Annotated in this window: 21 protein-coding genes, 1 tRNA gene and 1 other RNA gene; 8 read left to right on the top strand and 15 right to left on the bottom strand. The window is 61.6% G+C overall.

Features of this window, described 5'->3' with window-relative positions; translation table 11 throughout:
- Positions 1–125: 125 nt before the first annotated feature.
- A complete protein-coding gene (locus QKE52_RS00210; protein WP_046647736.1) occupies positions 126–314 on the bottom strand; it encodes a hypothetical protein in 189 nt (62 codons plus the stop codon).
- A 146-nt stretch (positions 315–460) separates the two neighbouring features.
- On the opposite strand from QKE52_RS00210, the gene QKE52_RS00205 reads away from it, so the two are divergent.
- Positions 461–1,732 carry a galactokinase family protein gene (locus tag QKE52_RS00205; protein ID WP_070700675.1) on the top strand — a complete coding sequence of 424 codons (1,272 nt, stop codon included), beginning with the start codon at positions 461–463 and terminating at the stop codon, positions 1,730–1,732.
- On the opposite strand, the gene QKE52_RS00200 is transcribed toward QKE52_RS00205, so the two are convergent.
- From QKE52_RS00200 to QKE52_RS00165, 8 genes are all read right to left on the bottom strand, one after another.
- Positions 1,729–3,132, bottom strand: coding sequence for an RNB domain-containing ribonuclease (locus tag QKE52_RS00200; protein WP_347947796.1), 1,404 nt, complete (start codon positions 3,130–3,132; stop codon positions 1,729–1,731). The genes QKE52_RS00205 and QKE52_RS00200 overlap by 4 nt on opposite strands.
- A gap of 245 nt (positions 3,133–3,377) precedes the next feature.
- Positions 3,378–4,229: a DUF3037 domain-containing protein gene (locus QKE52_RS00195; RefSeq protein WP_049154522.1), complete on the bottom strand. Its 852-nt coding sequence runs from the start codon at positions 4,227–4,229 to the stop codon at positions 3,378–3,380.
- 1 nt (position 4,230) lies between these two features.
- Positions 4,231–5,037: a HipA family kinase gene (locus QKE52_RS00190; RefSeq protein WP_065422015.1), complete on the bottom strand. Its 807-nt coding sequence runs from the start codon at positions 5,035–5,037 to the stop codon at positions 4,231–4,233.
- Positions 5,038–5,334: 297 nt separating this feature from the next.
- Positions 5,335–6,291 (bottom strand): hypothetical protein, encoded by a 957-nt coding sequence (locus QKE52_RS00185; protein ID WP_049154517.1) that lies wholly within the window; start codon positions 6,289–6,291, stop codon positions 5,335–5,337.
- Between the two features lie 691 nt (positions 6,292–6,982).
- Positions 6,983–7,415, bottom strand: an RNA gene (gene rnpB, locus QKE52_RS00180) — RNase P RNA component class A.
- A gap of 15 nt (positions 7,416–7,430) precedes the next feature.
- Positions 7,431–8,612: a bifunctional RNase H/acid phosphatase gene (locus tag QKE52_RS00175; protein WP_347947793.1), complete on the bottom strand. Its 1,182-nt coding sequence runs from the start codon at positions 8,610–8,612 to the stop codon at positions 7,431–7,433.
- The gene (locus QKE52_RS00170; RefSeq protein ID WP_046647732.1) at positions 8,609–9,325 is read right to left on the bottom strand and encodes a C4-type zinc ribbon domain-containing protein; all 717 of its coding nucleotides are present in this window, start codon (positions 9,323–9,325) and stop codon (positions 8,609–8,611) included. The genes QKE52_RS00175 and QKE52_RS00170 overlap by 4 nt, the downstream gene beginning before the upstream one ends.
- Positions 9,326–10,174 (bottom strand): Nif3-like dinuclear metal center hexameric protein, encoded by an 849-nt coding sequence (locus tag QKE52_RS00165; protein WP_046647731.1) that lies wholly within the window; start codon positions 10,172–10,174, stop codon positions 9,326–9,328.
- A 103-nt stretch (positions 10,175–10,277) separates the two neighbouring features.
- Here QKE52_RS00165 and QKE52_RS00160 point away from each other — a divergent pair, with 103 nt between their 5' ends.
- From QKE52_RS00160 to QKE52_RS00150, 3 genes are read left to right on the top strand one after another with little or no spacing between them, the layout of a single operon-like run.
- Positions 10,278–10,769: a low molecular weight protein-tyrosine-phosphatase gene (locus QKE52_RS00160; protein WP_347947791.1), complete on the top strand. Its 492-nt coding sequence runs from the start codon at positions 10,278–10,280 to the stop codon at positions 10,767–10,769.
- Positions 10,770–10,800: 31 nt separating this feature from the next.
- Positions 10,801–11,790, top strand: coding sequence for an SURF1 family protein (locus tag QKE52_RS00155; protein ID WP_347947789.1), 990 nt, complete (start codon positions 10,801–10,803; stop codon positions 11,788–11,790).
- Between the two features lie 24 nt (positions 11,791–11,814).
- Positions 11,815–12,171 carry a hypothetical protein gene (locus QKE52_RS00150; protein WP_347947788.1) on the top strand — a complete coding sequence of 119 codons (357 nt, stop codon included), beginning with the start codon at positions 11,815–11,817 and terminating at the stop codon, positions 12,169–12,171.
- A gap of 899 nt (positions 12,172–13,070) precedes the next feature.
- Here QKE52_RS00150 and QKE52_RS00145 read toward each other — a convergent pair.
- Positions 13,071–13,146, bottom strand: a tRNA-Val gene (locus QKE52_RS00145).
- Positions 13,147–13,259: 113 nt separating this feature from the next.
- The gene (locus tag QKE52_RS00140) at positions 13,260–13,697 is read right to left on the bottom strand and encodes a DUF3052 domain-containing protein (protein ID WP_046647091.1); all 438 of its coding nucleotides are present in this window, start codon (positions 13,695–13,697) and stop codon (positions 13,260–13,262) included.
- A gap of 173 nt (positions 13,698–13,870) precedes the next feature.
- On the opposite strand from QKE52_RS00140, the gene aceE reads away from it, so the two are divergent.
- Positions 13,871–16,627 (top strand): pyruvate dehydrogenase (acetyl-transferring), homodimeric type, encoded by a 2,757-nt coding sequence (gene aceE, locus QKE52_RS00135; protein ID WP_347947787.1) that lies wholly within the window; start codon positions 13,871–13,873, stop codon positions 16,625–16,627.
- Between the two features lie 259 nt (positions 16,628–16,886).
- Here aceE and QKE52_RS00130 read toward each other — a convergent pair whose 3' ends face one another.
- On the bottom strand, positions 16,887–17,903 hold the full coding sequence (locus QKE52_RS00130; protein ID WP_347947785.1) for an alpha/beta hydrolase: 1,017 nt from the start codon (positions 17,901–17,903) through the stop codon (positions 16,887–16,889).
- A gap of 26 nt (positions 17,904–17,929) precedes the next feature.
- Between QKE52_RS00130 and QKE52_RS00125 the strand changes: the two genes are divergently transcribed.
- Positions 17,930–18,232: an acyl carrier protein gene (locus QKE52_RS00125; RefSeq protein ID WP_071407336.1), complete on the top strand. Its 303-nt coding sequence runs from the start codon at positions 17,930–17,932 to the stop codon at positions 18,230–18,232.
- Entirely contained in the window at positions 18,229–19,008 is a 780-nt protein-coding gene (locus tag QKE52_RS00120; protein ID WP_046647087.1) for an HAD-IIA family hydrolase, read from the top strand. Before QKE52_RS00125 ends, QKE52_RS00120 begins: the two co-directional genes overlap by 4 nt.
- 12 nt (positions 19,009–19,020) lie before the next feature.
- Here the strand turns inward: QKE52_RS00120 and QKE52_RS00115 are convergent, their stop codons facing one another.
- The 3 genes from QKE52_RS00115 to QKE52_RS00105 form a co-directional block, all read right to left on the bottom strand.
- Positions 19,021–19,452 carry a hypothetical protein gene (locus tag QKE52_RS00115; protein ID WP_144013795.1) on the bottom strand — a complete coding sequence of 144 codons (432 nt, stop codon included), beginning with the start codon at positions 19,450–19,452 and terminating at the stop codon, positions 19,021–19,023.
- A gap of 400 nt (positions 19,453–19,852) precedes the next feature.
- Entirely contained in the window at positions 19,853–20,656 is an 804-nt protein-coding gene (locus QKE52_RS00110; protein ID WP_175974515.1) for a serine hydrolase domain-containing protein, read from the bottom strand.
- Between the two features lie 10 nt (positions 20,657–20,666).
- Positions 20,667–21,326, bottom strand: coding sequence for an excalibur calcium-binding domain-containing protein (locus QKE52_RS00105; protein ID WP_071407342.1), 660 nt, complete (start codon positions 21,324–21,326; stop codon positions 20,667–20,669).
- Between the two features lie 154 nt (positions 21,327–21,480).
- Between QKE52_RS00105 and QKE52_RS00100 the strand changes: the two genes are divergently transcribed.
- Positions 21,481–23,130, top strand: coding sequence for an alkaline phosphatase D family protein (locus QKE52_RS00100; protein ID WP_158380962.1), 1,650 nt, complete (start codon positions 21,481–21,483; stop codon positions 23,128–23,130).
- The last annotated feature ends 85 nt before the right edge of the window (positions 23,131–23,215 follow it).

Here is a 23,215-nt window from a genome sequence, read left to right as displayed (position 1 = left end):
CAACGCCCGGCAGGTGGAACAAACATTTCAACGGCCCACTCCGTCGCAATTCTCGCGAGGGAGTGGGCCGTTGACTTTGATTTACCGCCGCTCAATGGGGCGTCCTGCAGGAGTCCTGCAGGACTTTAGTAATCGTCCTCAGCGGCGTCCTCGGCATCAGCCGCAGCAGTGCGGGCTTGCGCGATTTCGATGGCGCGCTCGGCTTCCTCGCGGGAATCATAGGGGCCCATGCGGTTCTCCCAACCAGACACCTTGCCCTGGGTCACCTCACCGGTGGACGGGTCGTAGAACCACTTGTTATCAGCCTCGGCCATTGTTTTCTCCATTCTTTTAGGCGCTAGATCAGTGCACCCCACACTACAGACCGCCCATCGACTACGCCCGTTAGAATAGATAGGTCACCTACCTCCTGCCCCGTTTACGGGCAGGATCTCGCCACCAGCAAAGGAGAACCTTCCCGATGCCCCTGTGGACTGCCCCTTCGACCCCGGCCGTCGACCGCGTTCGCGCCGCGCACAGCGACAACATCGGCGCAGAGCCGGCGCATGTCGCCAGCGCCCCAGCCACCTGGGCACTCATCGGCGAGCACATTGACCACTACGGCGGCATCACCATCATGGGCCTGGCTGATCTCCGCGCAGCGGTAGCTGTAAGCCCTCGCAGCGATGGCATCGTCAACGTTCGCCTCGAGCACACCAACGGCGAGACCGTTGAGGACCAGATTTCGCTAGAGAAAGTCTCCTCCCTCGCCGCGGAACAGCAGCCCGGCGTCGATTCCGAAGGCCAGCCCATCGAGCCCCCAGCGCCCGAGGGCGCCATCGCAGCGCGCCTCGGCGGGATCATCTACACCATGATCAACCGCCAGCTCCTCACCCGCGAGACCGCCGGCGCCGACATCACAGTGGTCAACGATATCCCAGATTCGGCCGGGCTCGGAGCCGCCGCAGCCATCGATATCGCAACCGCTTTGGCCTTGCTCGGCGGCGCGGACGATCTCCACGACGCGCCTCTTCGCGCCCGGATCGCAGAGGTATGCTCCCAAGCTGTCGGCACCTTCGCCCGCTTCCCTGCGCTGCGCGCCCGCCACTCCGCCGCACTGCGTGGCGCGGGTGACTCCATTACCATCATCGACTACGCCGACGGTTCCGTCACCCAGGCACCGCACGTGGTCAACAAGGACATTGCAGCTTTTGCCCTCGCCGTCCCCGGTGACTTCGATTCCGCTGAGGCTGTTGCCGAAATCCGCGCCCGCGAGCGTTTCATTGACGCCGCCTGCCGCGCCTTCGGCACTGCATCGCTGCGCCTCCTGCCGGATGCGCCCCAGCGTGTCCTCGAGTGGCTCGCCGCCGTCCACAAGGTGCACGGCCCCGAAAACCAGCCCACCATCGACCAAGCCACAGCATGGCTCACTTTCTACTCGGAAGAAACCGAGCGAGCCGAGAGAATTGCCCGCGCCTTGCGCTCACGCCGCGGCACCGAGCTCTTCCCGCTGCTGACCCAATCGCAGTCGGCCTTGGCCACGGTCTATGGCTTCAACTCTGCGGAAAAACTCGCACAACTGGCCACCGCTCGTGGCGCCGTCGCCGCGCGCTCCGCCCACGCCGGGACTTCGACCGCGGTTATTGCCTACGTCCCAAGCACCAAGGCCCCGAACTTCGCGGCCGACCTCGCCGAGGACGGCCTGCTTGTCGTCCCCCTATCGGCCGGTGCCCCCGCCATTACCGAGGACTAGTCCGCCGGCCACGCAAAGAGCACGTCGCGCTCGGCAACATCGGCCTTCACCAGCGAGACGGTGGTCTCACTGCCGGTGGGTGGTTGCCCCACGGCCATTCCAATCACCGGCGGATCCAGCACGACGAGGCGCGCTTTCTCGCGCTTTTCTCCGCCGTCGACAACCACGGCCTCAAAGTTGGTTCCTACCCACGGCTCCAAAACCGTAGCCTCCGTAAGGTTGAGACACGCCTTATCCACTTGGGAAGCCAGCTGCGAGGTCGAACGCATCGTGGAAATGACATCCCCGGCGCGCTCGCGTACCCACTCCGGCACCTCATAGCCACCGCTCAGCGCCAAGCACACCTCCGTGGCAAATCGGTCGATGAGGCGGCGCAGCGGGGCAGTCACGTGCGCATAGTATCCGCCGATTCCCGCATGCACGTCCGCCTCACCGTCCTCCAGCCACACGTAGTCCGCCCCGCGCAATAGGCGCTGGGCCTCGCGCATCACCGCCATGCCACGCGGTGAATCCGCGTCCACGGAATGGAGGAATTCCGAAATGCTGCTCTCCCCCAACTCAAAGCCCAGAGCCTCAGCCTCGGTGCGAAACGTTGCCTCAGCTTCCGGCGTGGCCGCGGACAGCGTGCGCAGGAACCCCACTCCGTGTTCTTCCATGAGGCGCCCGGCACACATGCCGGTAAGCAACGAGATTTCGGAGTTATAGTCCATCACCTCATAGCGCGGCTCCATCACCAGCTCGTAGTGCCCCTTCTCCGCATCTTTCGTCTCGGATACGCGCTGCGAGGGAAGGCGCAGGTTGATCGCCTCGCGGCGCAACGAGGAGGCCTGGCGCAGCTTGCCCACCTCCGGCAGCAGGGCGATAGAAGAATGCAAAGTGCCATTCTCCAAGTCCGCATGGGCCTGGTCGTAATCCAGCCGGGCGCGGCTGCGCACGAGTGCGCGCTCCACCGAGAATTCCTCGACCTCACCCGCCGAGTCCAGGTCGAAGGTCCACAGGACGGCGGGGCGGTCGACGTCGGCAAGCAGCGAGGCCCGGTCCTCCGAGAGCTCCGCCGGGTGCAGCCGCGCCGGCTCGTCGGGCAGGTAGATAGTCTGGCCGCGCTTGAGGGATTCCTGCTCGAGCTCGGAGCCCGGTTCGATGAAGGCAGCGACATCCGCGATGGCGTACAGCACACGGTAGCCGCCATCGCGCGCCTCGATGAAGACGGCCTGGTCCAGGTCCATGGAGCCGGCCGGATCGATGGTCACAAAAGGGATGTCGCGGGCGTCGCGGCGCTGCTCGGCATAGTGGTCCTGCGCGGAGGCGGCCTGAGCGGTGACCTCCCCTGGGAAGTCAGTGGGAACGGAGAATTCCTCAGCGATGGGCCGAAAGTCCAAGGGCGCGGCATATAGCTTCATGCCGTCCCATTGTTCCAAAAAATAAAAATGTGGGCGCGAATGAGCCAATCTATAGCTTGACTTAGGCTATGTGGTCGGGTGAGCAAACATCACTCTTAACATTGTTACCTGGTGGTTTTCGTCGGCGGGAAGAGGTTTTCCGCACTACGTGAGTAGTGCCGGGGTGTTCAGTAGTCTGAATTTTGTGAGTGGGCCTCCCTTCACCCGGTCCGCCACCAAACTTTCCAGATAAGGGGAGCGTGCATTTAAGAGGCTAAGCGCCTATTGAGTGAGGCTGCATGCTGCGGAATTTCTTCCATCGTCAGCATTGAGATATTGAGATCGCCACAGAATTCAAGGAACTGCTGGTAGTTCTTCTTCTGTGCTGACGAGTTCGGAGATGTGGTAACAGCGACGATATCCAATTCGCGAGGAACAGAGATTAAAGTCTCACCAGCAGAAAGCTCACCGCCCGCCTGCTGCAACTTGTCCACCTTGAGCGTCCAAGAATCAATGGCCGCGCGCGTGATATTCGCATCAGAAGACCGGAAGTTAAATGCCTGATTAAGTTCGATAACTTCCTCATCATCGACAACCGCCAAAGTTAGATCCAGTTCGCGTCGGGCAACTTGGACCTCGGCGTCAAAGATGGTTGCTTTTTCCAGGCTTGGGAGTTGCTCGTATTGTCTGCGGATAAAGCGTCGTACCTGTCTGACGTCTTGTTGATGCTTGCCGGTGGGGGCTTCGCCAATGAGGGTCGAAAACAGTAGGTCGGTAGCCTCGTTGAGGTTTGCAGCGTCCATGCTTTGCATGGGGTGAACTTTGATGAGGTTGTTCCAGTGTCCGCTAGTGAATTCGAGATAGCTCGACAACGTGTGTTGCCCGTCAAGGTTGAGCGGCTCGGTTGTCGTTATCAGCTTCTTGAGGTCGGCTTTGAAATGTTGCAGGGCTCGCCGGATGGCCTCGGGAAAGTCGGAATCGTGGTGGATACCGCGGTTGATGCGGAAACGGTTCTTTGTTTCGCCTGTTGCGGCATCGATGACGATGACACCGACGCCAATCCTGGTGATGCCCATGGGGCGGGGAACCACGCTTACGGTCCAGTAGTCGAATCTCATGTCATTGTCCTTTGCGGTGTTTGTACGAGCGTAGGAGCTCCCGAGCGTAGTCCTTGCGAGAGAGGACGTAGTTCATGAGTTTGTCAGTCTCATGCGCAGGTATTGCCCATTCTATTGGTAGTGCTTCTTGCAATTCTTCTCGTAGGGTGGTGTCGAGGTTGTCGAGTGCGTTGATGGCTTTGTCCCACGAGCTGTTGGGAATTTCGGTGCGCAGTAGAGGAATGCGTGCAGTGCCGCCTGCGCGTTCTGGCGGGGTTAGTTGCCAAGGGTAGGGCTCCGAGTCGAACCAGAGCCCGTGGTCGATGGACCAGATGGAGTTATCGTCATCGTTGTCCGTGAGGATTTGGAGGTCTTCCTGAACATTGCACAACAACCACAGTGCTATCAGCTTTGGGATGTGGTTGTAGTTGGCATCGTCGTTAACGTACGGGATGACTCCGAACCCTTGGTGCAGTGTTGCGGTGTGGAGATTGAGTGAGCCGAAGAGCGGAGTTCCGGTGAGCCTGTATCTCCATATTGATTCTCCGATCATGTGTCCGTGTAGTGACTCGGGGACGTAAATAATTTTCCATGGGCGGATGTGGGCGCCCAGGCGCAGGCCGACGATGCTTGCAGCTACTTCGTTGACTACGGCTTCGCGCCCATGGTCACTTTCTATGCGTTTGCACCAGTATTCGTTGCCGTCGTCGGCCTTGCCGAGGAACGGACGGGTGCCAGTGCGTAAGGCGACTCTTCCGGGGATTTGTAGGTAGGTCTTTTCTTCACGGTTGCGTCGGGCATCGATAGAGATGACGTTGTTGGTGTTCATTGCAAAACCTTTACGAGAGGGAGAGCGGAGTACAAGCCTGCGGGTCTAATGGGAACAGGAAATCTGGGCGTAGTTGCCTATTCGGGGATTAACCGTGTCTACCGCGGCCGTTTTGTGGTCGTGAGGTTTAGAGCGCCAGTAGTGGCGGCTACGACCGATGGGATGAGGATTAGGGCACTCAGTTCCGTAGTGAGGGTTAACCTGAACGCGACAATTCCAGAGACGATGCCAAGGGCTAGGAGGATAACACTGTAGATGTCGATGACCTTTTCTGAGCGCGGTGAATCGGGGTTGGGCCTATTCACCTGAGTCCGGTTCTTGAGCGTCACGGGTCCTTTCCTCCTTTTGGATTTTCAGAATAGTCCACTTTTTGTTGGTGCGACCATTCTTTGTGACTTTGTCCTCACGGATTTTGAGGTCGTATGAATCAGTTCCATTGAGGTTAAGACCTTTACTAACTTCCGTTAGAAAGTCCTCGTCTTCGACTGTGGCCACACGTGTTTCGAAGGCAGTCTTAATTTTCCACCGGTCTGGGTCGTCGAAGTCTATAGCTGAGAGCTGGCCTGTGGTTTCGAAAATGTCAAAGTCTTCTTGTTCATCTTCACTTGGCTCTACTGCTTGATAATCTTCCTTTGTGAAACTTGCGAGTGGTTCATCGTTGAGGTTTGAACTGTCTCGAGCCTCTAATGAGGTGACACGTCCATCTTCAAGAGGGCGCATGATCTTGCGGAGCTGCTTTTTCCTTCGTCGTTCACGCTTATTGAGTTCGGCCCAAACATCAGCAGATACCTCGGAGGCAGTGCCGTCTGTCCAGTTAATCTTTACGTTGCCATCGTCGAGCTTTTCGAAATCTTTTACTTGGTCCTTGAAGATTCGAATTGCAGTCCATACGATTTGTCCGATTGTTGGTACTCCTAATGCCGTTGCCACTCCTGCGGGGTCTTCGGCCGCGGCTTCTGCGAGCGGACTATCGACAATTACTTGGATGAGCTCGATTATGAAGGAGCCTTCTTTGGCAGGTCGGACGAAAAGATCCCTGTTGTTGGGGCCTGCATTGTGAAAAGCGCCCGCTTTATCGAAGTCCTGGACCAGTTCTGATATTCCTTCTAGGACATCGGAAACGTGCTCTGCCCGTAACTCGTGAAGGGTTCGTCCATGTGGGTTGCTGCCATTGAATCGGAGCGTCAGGACTTGCTGTTCTCTGATATTTGCGCCTGGTTGGATGAGGGCGTCGTTGTATTCTTCGGAGTTCATTTCTTCGTCTTTCTCTGGTTGGGGTAAAGGGGCTCTCTAATTCACGCGATAGATATGCTCTGATCTGGCTGTCGTAAATGATGTTTACACCGATGTGCTAGCTCAAGTGCTTAAAGTGGTTGCCTGGGTGCTGTCACCGGAGCTCGTGCAGTCGGTTCCTGGCTGCGGGGCCGCGGTGGTGAGCGGGGAGAAGCTTTTTCATAGGTGGTTCCTTGGAGTTGGTGAAAGGTTAGAAAATCATGCAGCTGTAGGGGCTGTGAGGTGGGATTCGGCCGACTCCGTAGAGATGCATCCAGATTCGTAGTAGTCATGGGGTGTTCCCTGGCTCGGCGGCGATGAGGTTCCTCGCGGCTGATTCATCTGCGAGGCGTTCGTCCCGCGCGGTGGAGCAATCAACCTCGTTGAAGGAATGAAACACCGCCAACCACCGCGGATGAACCCGAAACTATCCAAACCCCGGCCCAAACGCAGGCAACAACCATAAACCGCTAGAAGTGTCCAAGAACTCCATGGATTCCGTGTCCAAAAAGACACCGGACTCCGTGTCCAAGAACCCTATGGACATAACAAAAATGGCCTAAGTCGGGAAATCAGTGGGAACGGAAAACTCCTCAGCGATGGGGCGAAAGTCCAGGGGCGCGGCATACAGCTTCATGCCGCCCCATTGTTCCAAAAAATAAAAGTATGGGCACGAATGAGCCAACCTATAAGCCGGATTCTGTGCCGCGCACCAAGGCGCGGTGGTAAACATCCATCCAGGCCAACCGTTGCCAGTTGGCTCAAGCAGCTACCTTCAGGCTTCGACGAGCAGCCTACTAACGCCTGATCGGGCCCGCTTTCCAGCGGGCCGTGATGCCTTGCTCCCAGTGGGGTTTACCCAGCCACCGCCATCGCTGACGGTGCTGGTGCGCTCTTACCGCACCCTTTCACCCTTACCGCTTGCCTATCGCCACACCGAAGCGAAGCGAAAGGCGCGGCGGTCTACTTTCTGTTGCACTTTCCCGCGGGTCACCCCGGGTTGCTGTTAGCAACCACCGTGCTCTGTGGAGTCCGGACTTTCCTCGGCCCGCGCCTAGCCCCAGAAAGGGGCCGGTTCGACGGAACGCGTTTACCCGGTCGGCTCATTCGCGCCTGTTAGTTTATCGCAGCGCGCCCAGATGCCCCACATCGTTAAATCGGTGCAGGGTGCTACCGCCATCGAAGAACTCAACTTCGCTCAGCGAAGCCAGCTCCAGGAACAGATGGTTGGGGGTCTGCGGTCCAGAGTCGAGCGCTTGGCGCACGAAGGACTTGATGGGGTTGACGTGGGAGACCACGAGCACGGTTTGCCCCGCATAGCGCTGCTGCAGCTCGCGGCGGGCGGCGCTGACACGACGGTGCACGGCGCGCAGGGACTCCCCACCCGGGCAGGCCACGGACGTATCCTTCAGCCAACGCGCGTGGAGCTCGGGGTCGGCGGCATCGGCCTCGGCAAAGGTCTTGCCTTCCCAGCGCCCAAAGTCCACCTCGATGAGGTCCTCAACGGTCTCCACCCGCAGGTCCCGGCCCTCCACCACGGCCGCGGCTGTTTGCTGGCAGCGGCGCAGCGGCGAGCACACTACGGCATCGATGTGGGTATCCGCTAGGGCTTGGGCGGCGGCGAGCGCCTGCTTCTTGCCCAGCTCGGTGAGCTCGGGGTTTGCGCGCCCGGAGTATTGCTTGGCGGCGGACATCGCTGTCTGCCCGTGGCGCAGCAGGATGAAGCGTGTGGCCGGGTCACACTCAGGGCGCCAGTCGGCCGCGGTCGATGACGCCGCGCTTGACGACGCCTCCCCCGCCTCCCCGCCAGGTTCTACACCGCCCGCCGCATCGACCGCAGCGCCGGCTTCAGCGGCGTCGCCGGCCCCCATATCGAGGATGCCCACGGGCTCGCCCTTCGCGGCGGCGTCCATAGCGACGTTGGAGAGCTCATCGGCCACCGAGTTCTTGGCGCGCGGTACCCACTCGAGGCTAAAACGCGGAATCTGGTTGAGCAGGCGGCGCGCCTCGATGGCGAGCTTCTGCATGTCCGGATGCTTGATCTTCCAGCGCCCGTTCATCTGCTCCACCACGAGCTTGGAGTCCATGTAAAACTCCACCTCGTCCGCGCCCAGTTCCACCGCGGCCTCGAGGCCGCGCAGCAGGCCGTGGTATTCGGCCACGTTATTAGTGGACTTCTGCCCCACGACGTAGGCGATTTCCCTAAGCAGCTGCGAGCGGTCCTCGTTGTAGACTGCAGTGCCAGAACCGGCGATCCCGGGGTTGCCGCGGGAGCCGCCGTCAGCGAAGATGACTAACTTCATGAGGCCGGGCGTACCAGGTAGGAGCCGCAATCAGAGCACTGCGGGACCTCGTCGGCCGCAGCGTTGCGCACCGCGTTCTGCTCGGCCGGCGGCAGAATGATGAAGCACCCGCCGCAGCCGCGCCCGGTGAAGGCAGCGGCACCCACACCGTTTTCTTCACGCACGGTCTCGTACTCTTCCAAGACATCCGCGGGCAGCTGCTCGCGCAGCTCGCCGATGCGCACCTGCGGATCCGGTCGGTTCGCCGCGGCCTCCTGGGCGGCCTCGGCCGCGCGCTTGAGCACTTCGAGCTTGCGCTCGGAATCGGAGACTTTCGCGCCGTGCACATCCAGGTTGGCACGCAGGGCGTGGATCTCGTTGTGGGCTTCCTGCAGCTCGCTCATGAGATCCGCGATGCGGGACTTAGCCGCGTAGAGATCGTGTTCCAAGTCCTTGCGGGTCTCCGGGTCGGTCGCGGCACCGAGCTGGGCCTTATCGTCGCGCTCGCGCTGGCGCAGCTTGCGCTCGTCGGCCTGGATGCGCAGGATCTCCATCTCCATATCGTCGACGGCGAGCTGGGCGGAGCCGGAGGCGTCGAGAAGCCGGGCGTGTGCAGCCTGTGCCTTCTCGTATTCCTCTTGCTCCGGGATGGTGGGGGTTCCACCGTGCGCCTGGGAGCGCTCGAGGGTCGCCAGCTCCAGCAAGATGCTCTGCAGATCCTGTGACAGTTTCATTTAGTTCTCCTTATGCGCAGAAATCGTCCATGGGTCGGTGCGGACATCGATGATCTCGGTGTTCACGCGCAATGCGTTCTCCACAATATCGCGCGCCTGGGTGGTCCAGGGAAACTCGCTGGCCCAGTGAGCGGTATCGACCACGGCTGGGCCTTCAGGATCGGCCAGGTGCGCAGCGCGCAGATGTTCATCTACCGGGTGGTGGCGCAGATCGGAGGTGACGTAGACGTCCACGCCGAGCGCTGCTGCTTGGTCCAGGAAGGAGTCACCCGAGCCACTGGAGACGGCCACGCGCTTCACCACGCGCTCCGGATCACCGGCCGCGCGAACTCCCCACTCGGTTTCCGGGAGGGCATCGGCCACGCGCTGGGTGAATTCCCGCAGCGTCATGGGTTGCTCAAGCTCGCCCACGCGCCCCAGGCCCAGCGCCTCGTCGAGGTTCTCGTAGGGCTCGACAGGGACGATGGGGCGGCCGGGCGTGATGCCGACGAGTTCGGCCAGCTTGTCGTTGACACCCGGGCGCGCCTTATCCGCGTTGGTGTGCGCTGCCAGGAGGGCCACACCGTTGCGGATAAGAGTGTGAATGACCTTGCCCTTCGGGGTATCCGCCGCCACCGAGGTCACCCCGCGAAGCAGCAGCGGGTGATGCACCACGAGCATCTGCGCGCCGAGCTCCACGGCCTTATCTGCCACCTCCTGGGTGCAGTCCAACGCGAAGGCCACGGTGCGCACCTCGTCCGCGGGGTCACCGCACACCAGGCCGACTGCATCCCACGACTCAGCGAGCTGCGGCGGGTAGGCCTCGTGGATAACGCGGCGAATCTCGCCGACGGTCGTGTGTTCTGCCATCTCGTTTGCTCCTTATACGGCTTCAGGTTTCACGTCAGTCGCGTCGCTGCTATATCCTAGCTTTCGTTCGTCAGCGCACCCCTCTAGCTTAAGGAGCCTTTGCATGACGCCTCCGGAGAACGACAACCAGCTCCACATCGTCTTCGTGTGCACGGGCAATTTTTGCCGCTCACCAATGGCGGAAGTCATTACCCGTGATGCCATGGAGACCGACATGCTCGATCTCCTCGCCCGCGTGGACTCCTGCGGCCTCGGCGGCTGGCACGTGGGCCAGGGCGCTGATGAGCGCGCTGTGGCTGAGCTGCGCCGCGGCGGGCACGATGGCGCTGGCCACCAGGCCGCCCAGCTGGGTCCGGAGCACATGGACGCGGACCTGTTCGTGGCCATGGATACCGGCCACCGCGATGCCCTTATCGAGCGCGGCATCCCGAAGGACAAGGTGCGCCTCATGCGCAGTTTCGACCCGAATTCTCCGGAGGACGCCATCGTGGAGGATCCGTTCTACGGCACGGAGGAGGACTTCGCCCGTACCCGCGAAGAGATCGACGCCGCCGTTCCAGGTCTGCTCGAGTGGATTAAGACGAACCACGGCTAGATAATCTTTTGCGGCTACTAGACTGATCATCATGCTCAAGACATTCCTCAAGCCTGGGTGGGTGCTCTTTCTCATCTTCATCGTCGCCTTTTCCTATTTGTCTTTCACGGTGCTCGCACCGTGGCAGCTGAATAAAGACGACCAGATTGTGGAGCGCAACCACCTCATTGAGGAGGCCTACGACGCCGACCCCCAGCCGGTCACCGAGGTCTTTTCCACCGATGGCTCCCTGCGCAAGGAGTGGGAACGCGCGGAGCTGACCGGCCACTACCTTCCGGAGGATGAGGTGCTCTTGCGCCTGCGCCCGGTGGAGTCCGCTCCGGGCTTCCAGTCGCTGGTTCCCTTTGAGACCGACTCCGGCGAGACTTTCCTGGTCAACCGCGGCTGGGTACCCACGGATGAGGGCAATTCCGTTCCCCACATCGATCCGGCCCCCTCGGAGAGGGTGACCATCGTGGGCATGGCGCGCTACAACGAGCGCGAGCACACCTCCGCCCCCATTGAGGAGCAGGGCTACACGCAGGTCTACTCCATCAATACGGAGCAGATCGCAGAGCTTGTCGACGTCCCCCTCGCCCACGACTACCTCCAACTCTCCCCCGATCAGCCAGGTGAGCTGCATGCGCTGCCGGTGCCGAAGCTGGACCGCGGCAACCACCTCTCCTACGGCTACCAGTGGATTGCCTTCGGCGTGATGGCGCCACTGGGCTTTGCGTATTTCGTGTGGTCCGAGATTCGGGAGCGCCGCCGCGCCCGTGAGGAAGAGGCCCTGATGGCTGAGGCCACTGCGGCAGCTATTGGCACCGGCGCCGGCTCCCCCGATGCGACTGCGGACACTGACGTCTCGGAGCTTGATCACGGAGACCCCTCCGGCGAGCACTCCGACGCCACAGCGCCTTCTGCCCCGCCTTCGACGCCAGCAACTACCTCGCAGCCTTCGCGCCGCTCCCGCTCGCGCTATGGCTCTGCCAAGCCGGACTTCTACGAGAAGATCCGTGAGCGCGGTCAGGAGCGCTACTAGCCTCGACCCCCAAAGGGGACGATCATGAACGCGATTGCGTGGACGCGAGAAGCGACCGAAACCGAGATTGCCGACAGTATTCTTGAAGCCGCTGGCTGCACCGCTGAGAACTGCGTTCCCAACTGGGACGAAGACATGCCAGAAGCAGTGTGGCCAATCAACGGTAGTGAAGAAGAATGTCTCCGAATCGGCAAGCAGGCAAACGGACTCTACTGTGTCAGGATCTTCTCCATGAGATTCTATCCAGGGCACTGCCAAGGCATCTACGGTGACGAATATCGTAAAGAAAACGTCGCACTCAACCAGATCGAAGAAACAATCTTCCAAGCGCTCAAAGAAACCAACCGGATCGATCTCCGCGAGTGGCCAGGCGAACACTAAGACAAACGGTGCGAAGCAGGATCGACACTCCCTACTAGAGCAAAAAGCATCTTTCGCCCAAGCGCAAAGCCTTCCTTCTCATTCACGCCCGACGCTGCTAAATATGGGTCAATGCGGATACCGATGCACCTTCCTGTGCTCGAACCAGGCCCAAATCAAAGAAGCCAAGAACAACAGTGGCGTAACCCATGCCAGACGATGCCACCAATGTGCTCCAAAGTATGATTCATCAGCACTTAATCCTGCTAGATAATTGATTACAAGCGTTGCGATGAACAGCACTACAACGACAGTAACGCTCCACCAGTAGGCTGTGCTTTTCTGTTTACGCATCAATGTCATCTTCAGCTTGCACTGAAAATGTCGAACTCAGCGCGAACAATGCCGTAGCGCTCACGCACGCCAGCCCTTTTTTGAACATGATGACCCCTTTTCCAGATTTCCAAGATGCCCGGCTCATCACCGGCTTACCTCAAACCTATGACTAATGAAAAATGCAGTCAATAACCATTTGCCAACAATGATTATTCATCTGCATAAACACTGGTCATGCTTTTGTGGCCTAAGTCATTTTCGTAAGTATTAGTTCCACTTGTACATGGAGCACCGTTACGCATCCGTTCATTCGTAGAGGGGAGCGAATATCGGATTGGGGCGAGTGGTGCCCTTTTGAGGTATATCCCAACCGAACACTCCACGGCCATTGCCGGCCAAATCATCGGCTACGCCCGCGTCATCACTGCCGTCCCAAATCCTGAACGCCAAGACACCCAACTAAAACAGACGGAGCAGTCCACATCTACACCGACCACCAAAGCGGCTTTCACCCTAGGGCACCCGCGGGCGCCCTCCGAGCACGACGAAACCCCTCTCCGACTTAACGGAAAGGGGGCCTGACCTGGTGCGGCCTGAGGGGATCGAACCCCCGACCTACTGGGTGTAAACCAGTTGCTCTTCCAGCTGAGCTAAAGCCGCAGTGCACTTGGTGTGCTCGAACAAGATTAGCCCATGGGCACCCGCAGCAACAAATCGGGGTGTGATTCGCCGCTGCGAATGCCGCGTGAGCAGGTACATCCTGCGATTATTCCTTAGGGCTTCTTGGTGTAGCCGCGGGCCACGAGGCAGGACCCCTGCCACTCGCCGAGGCGCTCGGCCTTGGTCTGTACGAGGCCGGCCAATTGTGCAGATTCGGAGATCTCGCCTGGCTCCAAGTTGCCTGGCTTTCCAGCCCCTGGGGTCAGCAGCCAGATGCGGCCGGAATCGCCCAAGGGACGGGTGGCATCCACCAGCCCATCGACCAAGTCGCCGTCCTCCGCGCGCCACCACAGCAGCACAAGGTCGCACAACTCGTCGGTCTCTTCCTCGAGGAAGTCCTCCCCCAACACGTCCTCGATGGACTCAGAAATCGTGGAGTCACAGTCTTCGTCCCAACCAAGTTCTAGGGCAATCTGCCCCTCCTCGATGCCGAGCTTGGCTGCGAATCCCGTCACTCGTTGAGTTCCTTCCGATGAAGTAGTTGATGTCATGCAGAGTATTTTAACGTCTACGGTGCACTTTTTCGCGTCAAACCTCCCCCGTTCCTCCCCAGAGGTGGACATTTTCCCCCATAAAACCACCCGTGGGGGCCTCCGAGTGACCCACCGCGAAAGGGGCGCGTATCCTAGAGCAAGATCTGTGTACTACGACCCAGGAGGATTTAATGGCCGACTTGGACGCCCACAACGGCGACTCCAACTTTCCCATCGTTCGCGATGGCGTGGCAGCATACCTGCATGACTCCGACCCCGAGGAGACCCGCGAGTGGATGGACTCCCTCGACGGTCTTCTAGATTCTTCCGATCCGGAGCGCGCCCGCTACCTCATGCTGCGCCTTCTTGAGCGCGCTACCGCCAAGCGCGTGCCGTTGCCGTCGCTGACGTCCTCGGATTTTGTTAACACCATCCCTACCTCCCTGGAGCCAGAGTTCCCGGGCGATGAAGAGTTGGAGAAGCGCTACCGCCGCTGGATCCGCTGGAACGCGGCCATCATGGTGCACCGCGCACAGCGCCCGGGCATCGGCGTCGGTGGCCACATCTCCACCTACGCAGGCGCTGCCCCGCTGTATGAGGTGGGCCTGAACCACTTCTTCAAGGGCAAGGATGATCCCTCCGGCGGCGACCAGGTCTTCTTCCAGGGCCACGCCTCCCCGGGTGTCTACGCCCGCGCCTTCATGGAGGGCCGCCTGAGCGAGGAAGACCTCGATGGCTTCCGCCAGGAGCACTCCCGCGGCGAGGGCAATGGTCTGCCGTCCTACCCGCACCCACGCCTGATGCCGGACTTCTGGGAGTTCCCCACCGTGTCCATGGGCCTGGGCCCCATCAACGCCATCTACCAGGCACGCTTCAATAAGTACCTGGAGACCCGCGGCATCAAGGACACCTCCAAGCAGCATGTCTGGGCCTTCCTCGGCGACGGCGAGATGGATGAGCCGGAGTCCCGTGGTCTGCTGCAGATGGCTTCCCTCTATGAGCTGGATAACCTGACCTTCGTGGTGAACTGTAACCTGCAGCGTCTCGATGGTCCGGTGCGCGGTAACACCCAGATCATTCAGGAGCTGGAGTCCTTCTTCCGCGGTGCCGGCTGGTCCGTCATCAAGATTGTCTGGGGCCGCGGCTGGGACAAGCTGCTGGAAGCCGACAAGGACGGCGCCCTGGTCAACATCATGAACACCACGTCTGATGGTGACTACCAGACCTTCAAGGCTAACGACGGCGCCTACGTGCGCGAGCACTTCTTCGGCCGCGATGAGCGCACGCTCAAGCTGGTGGAGGACATGTCCGATGATGAGATTTGGGCACTGCGCCGCGGTGGCCACGACTACCGCAAGATCTACGCCGCATACGACAAGGCGTTGAGCTACGCGGGCACCGGCCGCCCGACGGTCATCCTGGCCCACACCATTAAGGGCTACGGCTTGGGCCACAACTTCGAGGGCCGCAACGCTACCCACCAGATGAAGAAGCTGACGCTGGAGGATCTGAAGCTCTTCCGCGACAAGCAGGGCATCCCGATCAGCGACGAGCAGCTCGAGGCCGATCCGTACCTGCCGCCGTACTACCACCCGGGTAAGGACGCCCCGGAGATCAAGTACATGCTGGAGCGTCGTAAAGAGCTGGGCGGCTTCCTGCCGGAACGTCGTGAGAACTTCGAGACGCTGACCACCCCGGATCTGTCCAAGCTGCGCTCGGTCCGCAAGGGTTCCGGCAAGCAGGACGTCGCCACCACCATGGCGCTGGTGCGTACCTTCAAGGAGCTCATGCGCGACAAGGAGCTGGGCAAGCGCGTCGTGCCGATCATTCCGGATGAGGCCCGCACCTTCGGTATGGACTCTTGGTTCCCGACTCTCAAGATCTGGAACCCGCGTGGCCAGAACTACGTTCCGGTGGACCACGACCTCATGCTCTCCTACCGCGAGGCCACGGATGGTCAGATTCTGCACGAGGGCATTTCCGAGGCCGGTGCCGCAGCCTCCTTCACCGCGGCTGCTACCTCCTACGCCACCCAGGGCGAGGCGATGATTCCGCTGTACATCTTCTACTCGATGTTCGGTTTCCAGCGCACCGGCGATGCCTTCTGGGCTGCTGCCGACCAGCTGGGCCGCGGCTTCATCATCGGTGCTACCGCCGGCCGCACCACCCTGACCGGTGAGGGCCTGCAGCACATGGACGGCCACTCCCCGATCTTGGCGTCGACCAACCCGGCCGTGGAGGTCTACGACCCGGCCTTCGGCTACGAGATCGCTCACCTGGTTCCGCGCGGTATTGAGCGCATGTACGACGAGGACAACGAGCCGATCATGTACTACATCACCGTGTACAACGAGCCGGTCAAGCAGCCTGCTGAGCCGGAGAACCTCGACGTCGAGGGCCTGCACAAGGGCATCTACCACTACAACACCGCCGAGTCCGGCTCCATCCCAGCCAACATCCTGGCCTCCGGTGTGGGCATGTACGAGGCCCTGCGCGCCCAGGAGATCCTGGCTGAGGACTTCGATGTCAAGGCTTCGCTGTTCTCCGTCACCTCGTGGGTCAACCTGGCTCGCGACGGCGCCGCCCGTAACCAGGAGGCACTGCGCAAGGGCACGGAGCCGACCGAGGCTTTCGCTACCTCCCAGCTCAAGGGCTTCGAGGGGCCGTTCGTCGGTGTCTCCGACTTCGCTACGGACCTGCAGGAGCAGATTCGCCCCTACGTCCCGGGCGACTACATCGTCCTGGGCGCAGATGGCTTCGGATTCTCCGATACCCGCGAAGGCGCTCGCCGCTACTTCAACATCGACGCCGAGTCCATCGTCGTCGCCGTTCTCGAGGGCCTGGCCCGCGAGGGCAAGGTGGAGCGCAGCACCGTGGAGAAGGCAGCTCGTGAGCTGAAGCTCGACGACCCGACCGCCACCATCTCCACCTCCTCCGACGAGGATTAAGGCTGATGAGGATTAAGGCTTAGGGCTTAACAGCCCCAAGCCCTCCGGCCCCTTCTGCCCCATTGTGGGTAGGAGGGGCATTCTTTTTGCCTAAACCCAGGGCGGCCAGCTGTCGTTGTTGCCAAAGTTCGAGCCAGATCTTGCATCAGAGGCTCTAACTTTGGCAGAACGGGCAGTTCGACCACCGCGCGGGTCTCAGCCACCGCCAACAAAAGGCCCTGCCGCCGTCGACAAAGGACTTAGCCGGCATTAGCGCGGCTTAGTCGCCATCGAGCACGCGGTCGAGCACCCGCCCCAAAGCCTTGGACACCTCGCTGGGCTCTTCCAAGATGACCATGTGGCCCGCCCCGTCGACGACGGTCAGGGTGGAGTCCGGCCAGTGGCGGGCAATCACCTCCGATTGGCGGTGCGGGGTCACGATGTCATGCTGGCCCACCACGATTTCGCCCGGCACGCTGCGCAGCCGGGCCGTTGCGCCGAACTCAGAGTGCTCCACCAAGTCATCGAAGAAGCCCGCATAGCTCGACATCGGCGTATCCAGCAGCATCGCCACGTGGAATTGCAGCTTGTCCATTTGTGGAAAGCCCTGCAGCAGCGCCGCGAAAGCCGGGGCGATGACTGCCGCTACCTCAAAGCGCACCCGGTTGAGCCGACGGGGCAGCTTCAAGCACGCGCGGTAGACCGCGCCGAGGGTCTTCGATTCCAAGATGCGAGCCACGCCTGCGGCGGCAAAGCGCTGCATAGAGGTGGCCACCAGCGCCATCCCCTCAACGCGGTCAAAGATCTGGCGCGGTGCGCGGCGCAGCAGGTTAAGCGCAATCATTCCGCCCATCGAGTGCCCAAGCAGCACCAACGGCCCCTCGGCGGCACGCTCAGCGATGACGGCCAGCACATCGTCGGCCGCGCCCCGAACCGTGCACTGCGCGGGGGCGACGTGGGTGGATTGGCCGTGGCCGCGGACGTCGACAAGCAGGCAGCGCACCGTGGGATAGTTGCGGCGCACGTCGTTGACCTGGGAATAGAAGCTCTCAGCAGACAGGCAATAGCCGTGGATGAAGACCGCGGTGACCTCCGCATCCGCAGGGCCCACCTCGTACCACGCCACGCGCACGCCGTCGTTGTCGACGAAGCCCGAGTCGCTCACCGCAGTCAGGCCCGGTTCAGTCGTGAGATCATGCAGCTCATTGTGGACGGCGTGCTCGATGGCACGCATGCGGGGGCGAACCCGGCGCGACCAGCTGCGCGCGACGGCGGAGGAACGTGCTCGAATAACCATGACATTTCAATACTAGACTGGGCCCCATGGCTAATGACCTTTCAGCGCAACTCCAAGCCCGTTTCGGCTCCGCGCCGGCCGAAGAGCAGGATTCTGCACCCGCCGGCGACGCCTATAGCGAACTGACGCGCCTCATCACGAAGGTAACCGGCGTGGAGGAAGGACTAGAGCGCGAAGCAAAGCTGGAGGACCTGGGGGTTGAATCACTCGAGCGCATCGAATTAGCCGTGCGCCTCGAGGAAGCCTGCGGGGTCCGCCTTAATGAAGAAACCATGCTCTCCGTAACCACGGTGGGCGAACTTGCTGACTACGTGGAGGAACACTCGTGATTTCTTACCTCTCTGACATGGACGGCGTCCTCATCAAGGAAGGGGAGATGATTCCCGGCGCGGATAAATTCATCCAAGCGCTGAAGGACAACAACATCGAGTACATGGTGCTGACCAATAACTCGATGTCCACTCCGCGGGACCTGTCAGCACGCCTGCAGAACACCGGCTTGGACATCCCGGCCGAGCGCATCTGGACCTCAGCGACGGCCACTGCGGCCTTCCTCTCCAACCAGGCGGGGCTGTCCACGGCTTATGTCGTGGGCGAGTCCGGCCTGACCACCGCGCTGCACGAGGCCGGCTGGATCCTCAATGACCGGGACGCCGATTTCGTGGTCTTGGGCGAGACCCGCACCTATTCTTTTGAAGCCATCACCACGGCCATCAATCTCATCCGCAACGGAGCGCGTTTCATTGCCACCAACCCGGACGTCACGGGCCCCGCGCCGCAGGGCGTGCTTCCGGCCACGGGCGCTGTCGCGGCACTCATCACCGCGGCGACCAACCGCGAGCCCTACTACGTGGGCAAGCCGAACCCGGTCATGATGCGCAGCGCCTTGAACAACATCGGCGCACACTCGGAAAACACCGTCATGATCGGTGACCGCATGGATACCGACGTCAAGTCAGGCCTCGAGGCCGGCATGCGCAGCATCCTGGTGCGCTCCGGCATCAGCGATGACCGCATCATCGAGCGCTATCCTTTCCGCCCGACGCGCATCATTGACTCCGTGGCGGACCTGCCGGAGCGCATCTTCGATCCCTTCGCGGACTAGGCCTTCACCGACTTAGACCGCACGCTTGACGACGCCCCGAAAACCGTACTCCCCCGCCAGCATCTCCACCGCGCGGCCCAGCGCTTCCAATTCGCTGGGCGTTCCGGTGAGCACTTGCTGGCAACCGATTCCGGTGCAGCCTGCGTTGTCGGCTTTTATGCCGACAACGTCCCACAGCGGGTCCCGGCGCCAGCGGGTACACCACTGGGCGGTCAGCGGGTCATCGCCGGGGACGATGAATTCGCTTTCGCTGCGAATACAGCGAGCCATGGCGCGCTCGATGGCCGGGCGCAGGCTGCGCGGCATGCCCGAGATCTGCAGCACGGCGGTGCAGACCTCACCGCAGGCGCGGTTGGGCCACGTATCCGCTGGGCTGCCAAGTGGGCTGGCTGAAGGGGCCGGCGCGGTTGCACCGGCTACCTGCGGGTGAACGCGTTGATTCACTCCTTAAACTCCTTTGACGTGCGAGTGATGGCACGCCGGCATGCGCCGACGCAAGACGAGCTTCGTCTTCCCCTACGAACTAGTCTTCATCACGCCACTCGCGCCGAGGCGCGAACACCGATTGGTGTGGCCACGGTATGTGGCCACTCGGTGCGTCGTTGTGTGCCCACGATTTTCCCCCGCCACTTAGGCCACAACAACCCTCAACCTGCACTTAAGCCCCCGCTGCCTCAATATCAGGTTGAGACTTTCGCCCGGAAATTCACCCCATTAACCACATTCGCCACATGAGGGCTCACGAGCATCATGTGCGCGCGGTCGCCACAGGTGCCCCACTACCCCCGTTGTGGCGCCTGTCGGTGCGCCGCTACGCCATCCAAGTTCTTCACCGCGGCTATGGCTAGCGCGCCTGGCACTCCTCCCAGATCGCCGTATTGGTCTCGGCCCACAGCGGCTTGCACCAGTGTCCGAAGTCGCGGTCCGTGAGCGCCACCATCGCCCACTCACCGGCCACCCACAGGTAGGTTCCGCTCATGCCGAAATGCCCCACGGCATCGGCTGGCAAGCCGCCCATCCATTGCTTCTTTTCGCCATGGATTTCAAAGCCCAACCCCCACGTGCAGTCCTTGAAGCTGCCGTAGCCCGGCACAATCCCGCGCAGCCCGGGGAACTGGACGCTGCGCATGTCTTCCACGGTGGAGGAATCCAGCAAACGCGGCGCGTACACCTCGGCGGCAAAGGCGGCTAGGTCCTCCACACTAGAAACCAAGCCGTGCCCGGCCGAGCCTTCCAGGGTGGTGGCCTGCATACCCAGCGGAGCGCACACGCCTTCCGCAAGGTAGTCAACAAAAGGAATCTCGGTTGCAGACTCGACTACCTCGGCGGCCCACTCATAGCCCGCCGAGGAGTAGATACGGCGCTCGCCCACCGGTTTTTGAGGCTCGCGTGTATCAAAGCCCACCCCCGAGGCATGGGCCAACAGGTGGCGCAGCGTGGAGCCTTCAGGACCGGCAGGCTGATCCAGCTCCACAGCGCCCTCCTCCACTGCCACCATCACCCCATAGGCGGCCACCAGCTTGGTCACGGAGGCTACTGGGAAGCGGCGGGAGACATCACCGACCTGTTCTACTACCTCACCGCGGTGCAGCAAGGCACCGGCAACGGTATCGACGGGCCAGGACTCAAGAGAAGAAAAAGCGCTCATGCGCTCCAGCTTAACGAGGATCGCGCTCGCAGCCTACGCCATCACCATCGCGGTCAAACTTGGATCGGAAGCCCGGGTCACTCGGGTAGATGGGGCGGCCCAGCGCGTTCCACACATCGGCGCAGCGAGAGTAGTAGGCCGGAGCCGGTGCCGGCTTCGGTGCGGGGGCAGGTGCAGGCGCAGGGGCGGGAGCCGGCGCAGGAGCCGGTTCCGGAGCTGGCTGCGGTGCGGGGGCAGGTGCAGGTGCCGGAGCAGGTGCGGGCTCCTGTGCCTTCGGCGAAGGAATCACGCCCGGCAGCGGGTTCGGGATGATTCCCTGCTGCACGGCCCAGAACACGCCGCCGGCGATGGCCGCGAGAAGCGCTGCGCTAATGCCCAGGCCCAAGGCAATCCTCTCACCCTGGGAAGACTGCTCGAATTCGGCGTCATCTTCCTCCTTGCTGGAGGAGCCAGTGCCTTCGGTGGAGGAGCCCAGCTCCTTGCTGGAGGATTCAACATCCAGCTCCGAAGACAGGCCGGACTCGAGGTCGCCCGTATCAGACGGAGAGGAAACCGCGGTGGGGGCCTCCTCGTAGGAAGCACCGGTCTCCGCCTGAGCGGGGACGACAACGGACAGGGAGAGAGAAACAGAGACAGAGGCGGCGAGAACCGCACGAGAGAACTTCTTCATAAGCATAAGTTATAGCCCGTAACTCACCCCGCAAGAAATTACTCCACCCCAAGGGGTAAAGCACACGTGAAGCCACGGAAAACCACACCTGACCGGCGGGCGAATTCTCTGCCCCCAAGTTGCGACACCGCCTCAGCGGAGAAACCGTAGAGCCATGCGCCGCTCTCTGACTCGTCGCCGCCTCCTCCACGCCTCCGGATTAGCCACAGCCACCGCTGCCTCCCTCGTCGCCTCTTCAGCCTCGGCAGCCGATCCCACGTCCACCTCCTCCCTCGGGCTAGTAGAGCCGCCCGCGGGCACGCTGCCCTTCGTGCACGGAGTGGCATCCGGCGATCCGATTCCGGATTCAGTCATCCTCTGGACGCGCATCACGCCCACCGAGGAGGCACTGCCGGGCAGCGGCGTAGGGCCCTCGGTCACCGTGAAGTGGGAGGTGGCAGCGGATGGGGAGATGAGGGACGTTGTCAAGCGCGGCACTGTGGTTGCCTCCGCAAGCCGTGACCATACCGTCCACGTGGACCCGCACGGCCTGCAGCCGGACACCGTGTATTTTTATCGCTTCCTCGTCGATGGTGTCTCCTCCCCCATCGGGCGGACCAAGACCGCACCTGCGGCCACCTCCTCGCCGGAGCAGCTCACGTTTGGGGTCGCCTCCTGCGCGAACTGGGAGTCGGGCTTCTTCAGCGCTTACGCGGACATCGCCCAGCGCGCGCACTCCGGGCAGCTGGATTACATGGTGTTCTTAGGCGATTACATCTACGAGTACGCCGCCGGCGAATACTCCGGGTTTGGGCCGGTGCGCCTGCACCACCCAGCGCACGAGATCACCACGCTGGCGGATTACCGCACGCGCTACGGGCGCTACCGCACCGACCCCGACCTGCAGGCAGCGCATGCCGCTCTGCCGTGGATCGTGGTGTGGGATGACCATGAAACGGCCAACGATAACTGGGCCGGCGGCGCGGAGAACCACGACCCCGCCACGGAAGGAAGCTGGCAGGAGCGGCAGACGGCGGCCATGTGCGCCTATTTCGAGTGGATGCCCGTGCGCGCCACCGCGGCTTCCGAGGACGGGCATCTGTACCGCTCACTGACCTTCGGCGATTTGGCGGAGCTGACCATGATGGACCTGCGCACCTACCGCGACCAGCAGGCGCAATGGAACCCGGTGGCGTTTATGAAAGAGGGCCGGAGCATGCTGGGCTCGGAGCAGTATGACTGGCTGCTGGGAAAGATTGAGACCTCGCAGGCCACGTGGAATCTGCTGGGCAATTCGGTGATGTTTGCCCCGCTGAACCTGGTGTCACTGCAGGAGAATTCGCTGACCGCACAGGTGGCTGCTGCCCTGACGAAGAACATCACAGGGATTCCCGTCAACGGGGACCAGTGGGATGGTTACTCCGCAGAACGCCGCGCGCTTATCGACGCCCTCCGCGCCTCCCCTGCCCACGCCCTGTTCCTCACCGGCGATATCCACACCGAATGGGCGCATACGATTAGCAAGGGCGAGGAGGTGGTTGCCGCGGAGATGGTGTGCGGGTCCGTGTCGGCGCCCAATATCAACGAGGCGCTCAACCTACGCGCGGGCAATACTGTCTCCCGCCTTGCCGAACAGGTATTACGCCAGGCCAACCCGCAGTGCCACCACGTCGAGCTGGATAGCCACGGCTATTGCTTCGTCACGCTGAGCCGCGAGGAGGCGCAGATGCACTGGCTGCGCGTGGATGATGTACTCAGGCCGGGTTCCCCCGTGAGGCAGGCGCATGCGCTGACCTATAGGCCGGGCGCGGGAGTTGTGAGCTAGCTTGCTTGCGTTAACGATCGGTGGCGATGGGCCGATACATAAGGTGTAGCGCATTACGCCGCTGCACTTCCCTATCACTCATATC

Source organism: Corynebacterium sp. c25Ua_47, from assembly GCF_039907205.1.
Taxonomy (GTDB): Bacteria; Actinomycetota; Actinomycetes; order Mycobacteriales; family Mycobacteriaceae; genus Corynebacterium; species Corynebacterium hiratae.
This window is presented reverse-complemented; position numbering and strand designations above follow the sequence as displayed.

Bases quoted from the DNA above. Each gene is read 5' to 3' on its own strand.
- QKE52_RS00130 (WP_347947785.1), bottom strand. From the start codon at position 17,903: ATGGTTATTCGAGCACGTTCCTCCGCCGTCGCGCGCAGCTGGTCGCGC.
- QKE52_RS00205 (WP_070700675.1), top strand. From the start codon at position 461: ATGCCCCTGTGGACTGCCCCTTCGACCCCGGCCGTCGACCGCGTTCGC.
- QKE52_RS00185 (WP_049154517.1), bottom strand. From the start codon at position 6,291: ATGAACTCCGAAGAATACAACGACGCCCTCATCCAACCAGGCGCAAAT.
- QKE52_RS00195 (WP_049154522.1), bottom strand. From the start codon at position 4,229: ATGAGATTCGACTACTGGACCGTAAGCGTGGTTCCCCGCCCCATGGGC.
- QKE52_RS00155 (WP_347947789.1), top strand. From the start codon at position 10,801: ATGCTCAAGACATTCCTCAAGCCTGGGTGGGTGCTCTTTCTCATCTTC.
- QKE52_RS00170 (WP_046647732.1), bottom strand. From the start codon at position 9,325: ATGAAACTGTCACAGGATCTGCAGAGCATCTTGCTGGAGCTGGCGACC.
- QKE52_RS00210 (WP_046647736.1), bottom strand. From the start codon at position 314: ATGGCCGAGGCTGATAACAAGTGGTTCTACGACCCGTCCACCGGTGAG.
- QKE52_RS00105 (WP_071407342.1), bottom strand. From the start codon at position 21,326: ATGAAGAAGTTCTCTCGTGCGGTTCTCGCCGCCTCTGTCTCTGTTTCT.
- QKE52_RS00175 (WP_347947793.1), bottom strand. From the start codon at position 8,612: ATGAAGTTAGTCATCTTCGCTGACGGCGGCTCCCGCGGCAACCCCGGG.
- QKE52_RS00190 (WP_065422015.1), bottom strand. From the start codon at position 5,037: ATGAACACCAACAACGTCATCTCTATCGATGCCCGACGCAACCGTGAA.
- QKE52_RS00200 (WP_347947796.1), bottom strand. From the start codon at position 3,132: ATGAAGCTATATGCCGCGCCCTTGGACTTTCGGCCCATCGCTGAGGAA.
- QKE52_RS00165 (WP_046647731.1), bottom strand. From the start codon at position 10,174: ATGGCAGAACACACGACCGTCGGCGAGATTCGCCGCGTTATCCACGAG.
- QKE52_RS00140 (WP_046647091.1), bottom strand. From the start codon at position 13,697: ATGACATCAACTACTTCATCGGAAGGAACTCAACGAGTGACGGGATTC.
- aceE (WP_347947787.1), top strand. From the start codon at position 13,871: ATGGCCGACTTGGACGCCCACAACGGCGACTCCAACTTTCCCATCGTT.
- QKE52_RS00160 (WP_347947791.1), top strand. From the start codon at position 10,278: ATGACGCCTCCGGAGAACGACAACCAGCTCCACATCGTCTTCGTGTGC.
- QKE52_RS00150 (WP_347947788.1), top strand. From the start codon at position 11,815: ATGAACGCGATTGCGTGGACGCGAGAAGCGACCGAAACCGAGATTGCC.
- QKE52_RS00100 (WP_158380962.1), top strand. From the start codon at position 21,481: ATGCGCCGCTCTCTGACTCGTCGCCGCCTCCTCCACGCCTCCGGATTA.
- QKE52_RS00125 (WP_071407336.1), top strand. From the start codon at position 17,930: ATGGCTAATGACCTTTCAGCGCAACTCCAAGCCCGTTTCGGCTCCGCG.
- QKE52_RS00110 (WP_175974515.1), bottom strand. From the start codon at position 20,656: ATGAGCGCTTTTTCTTCTCTTGAGTCCTGGCCCGTCGATACCGTTGCC.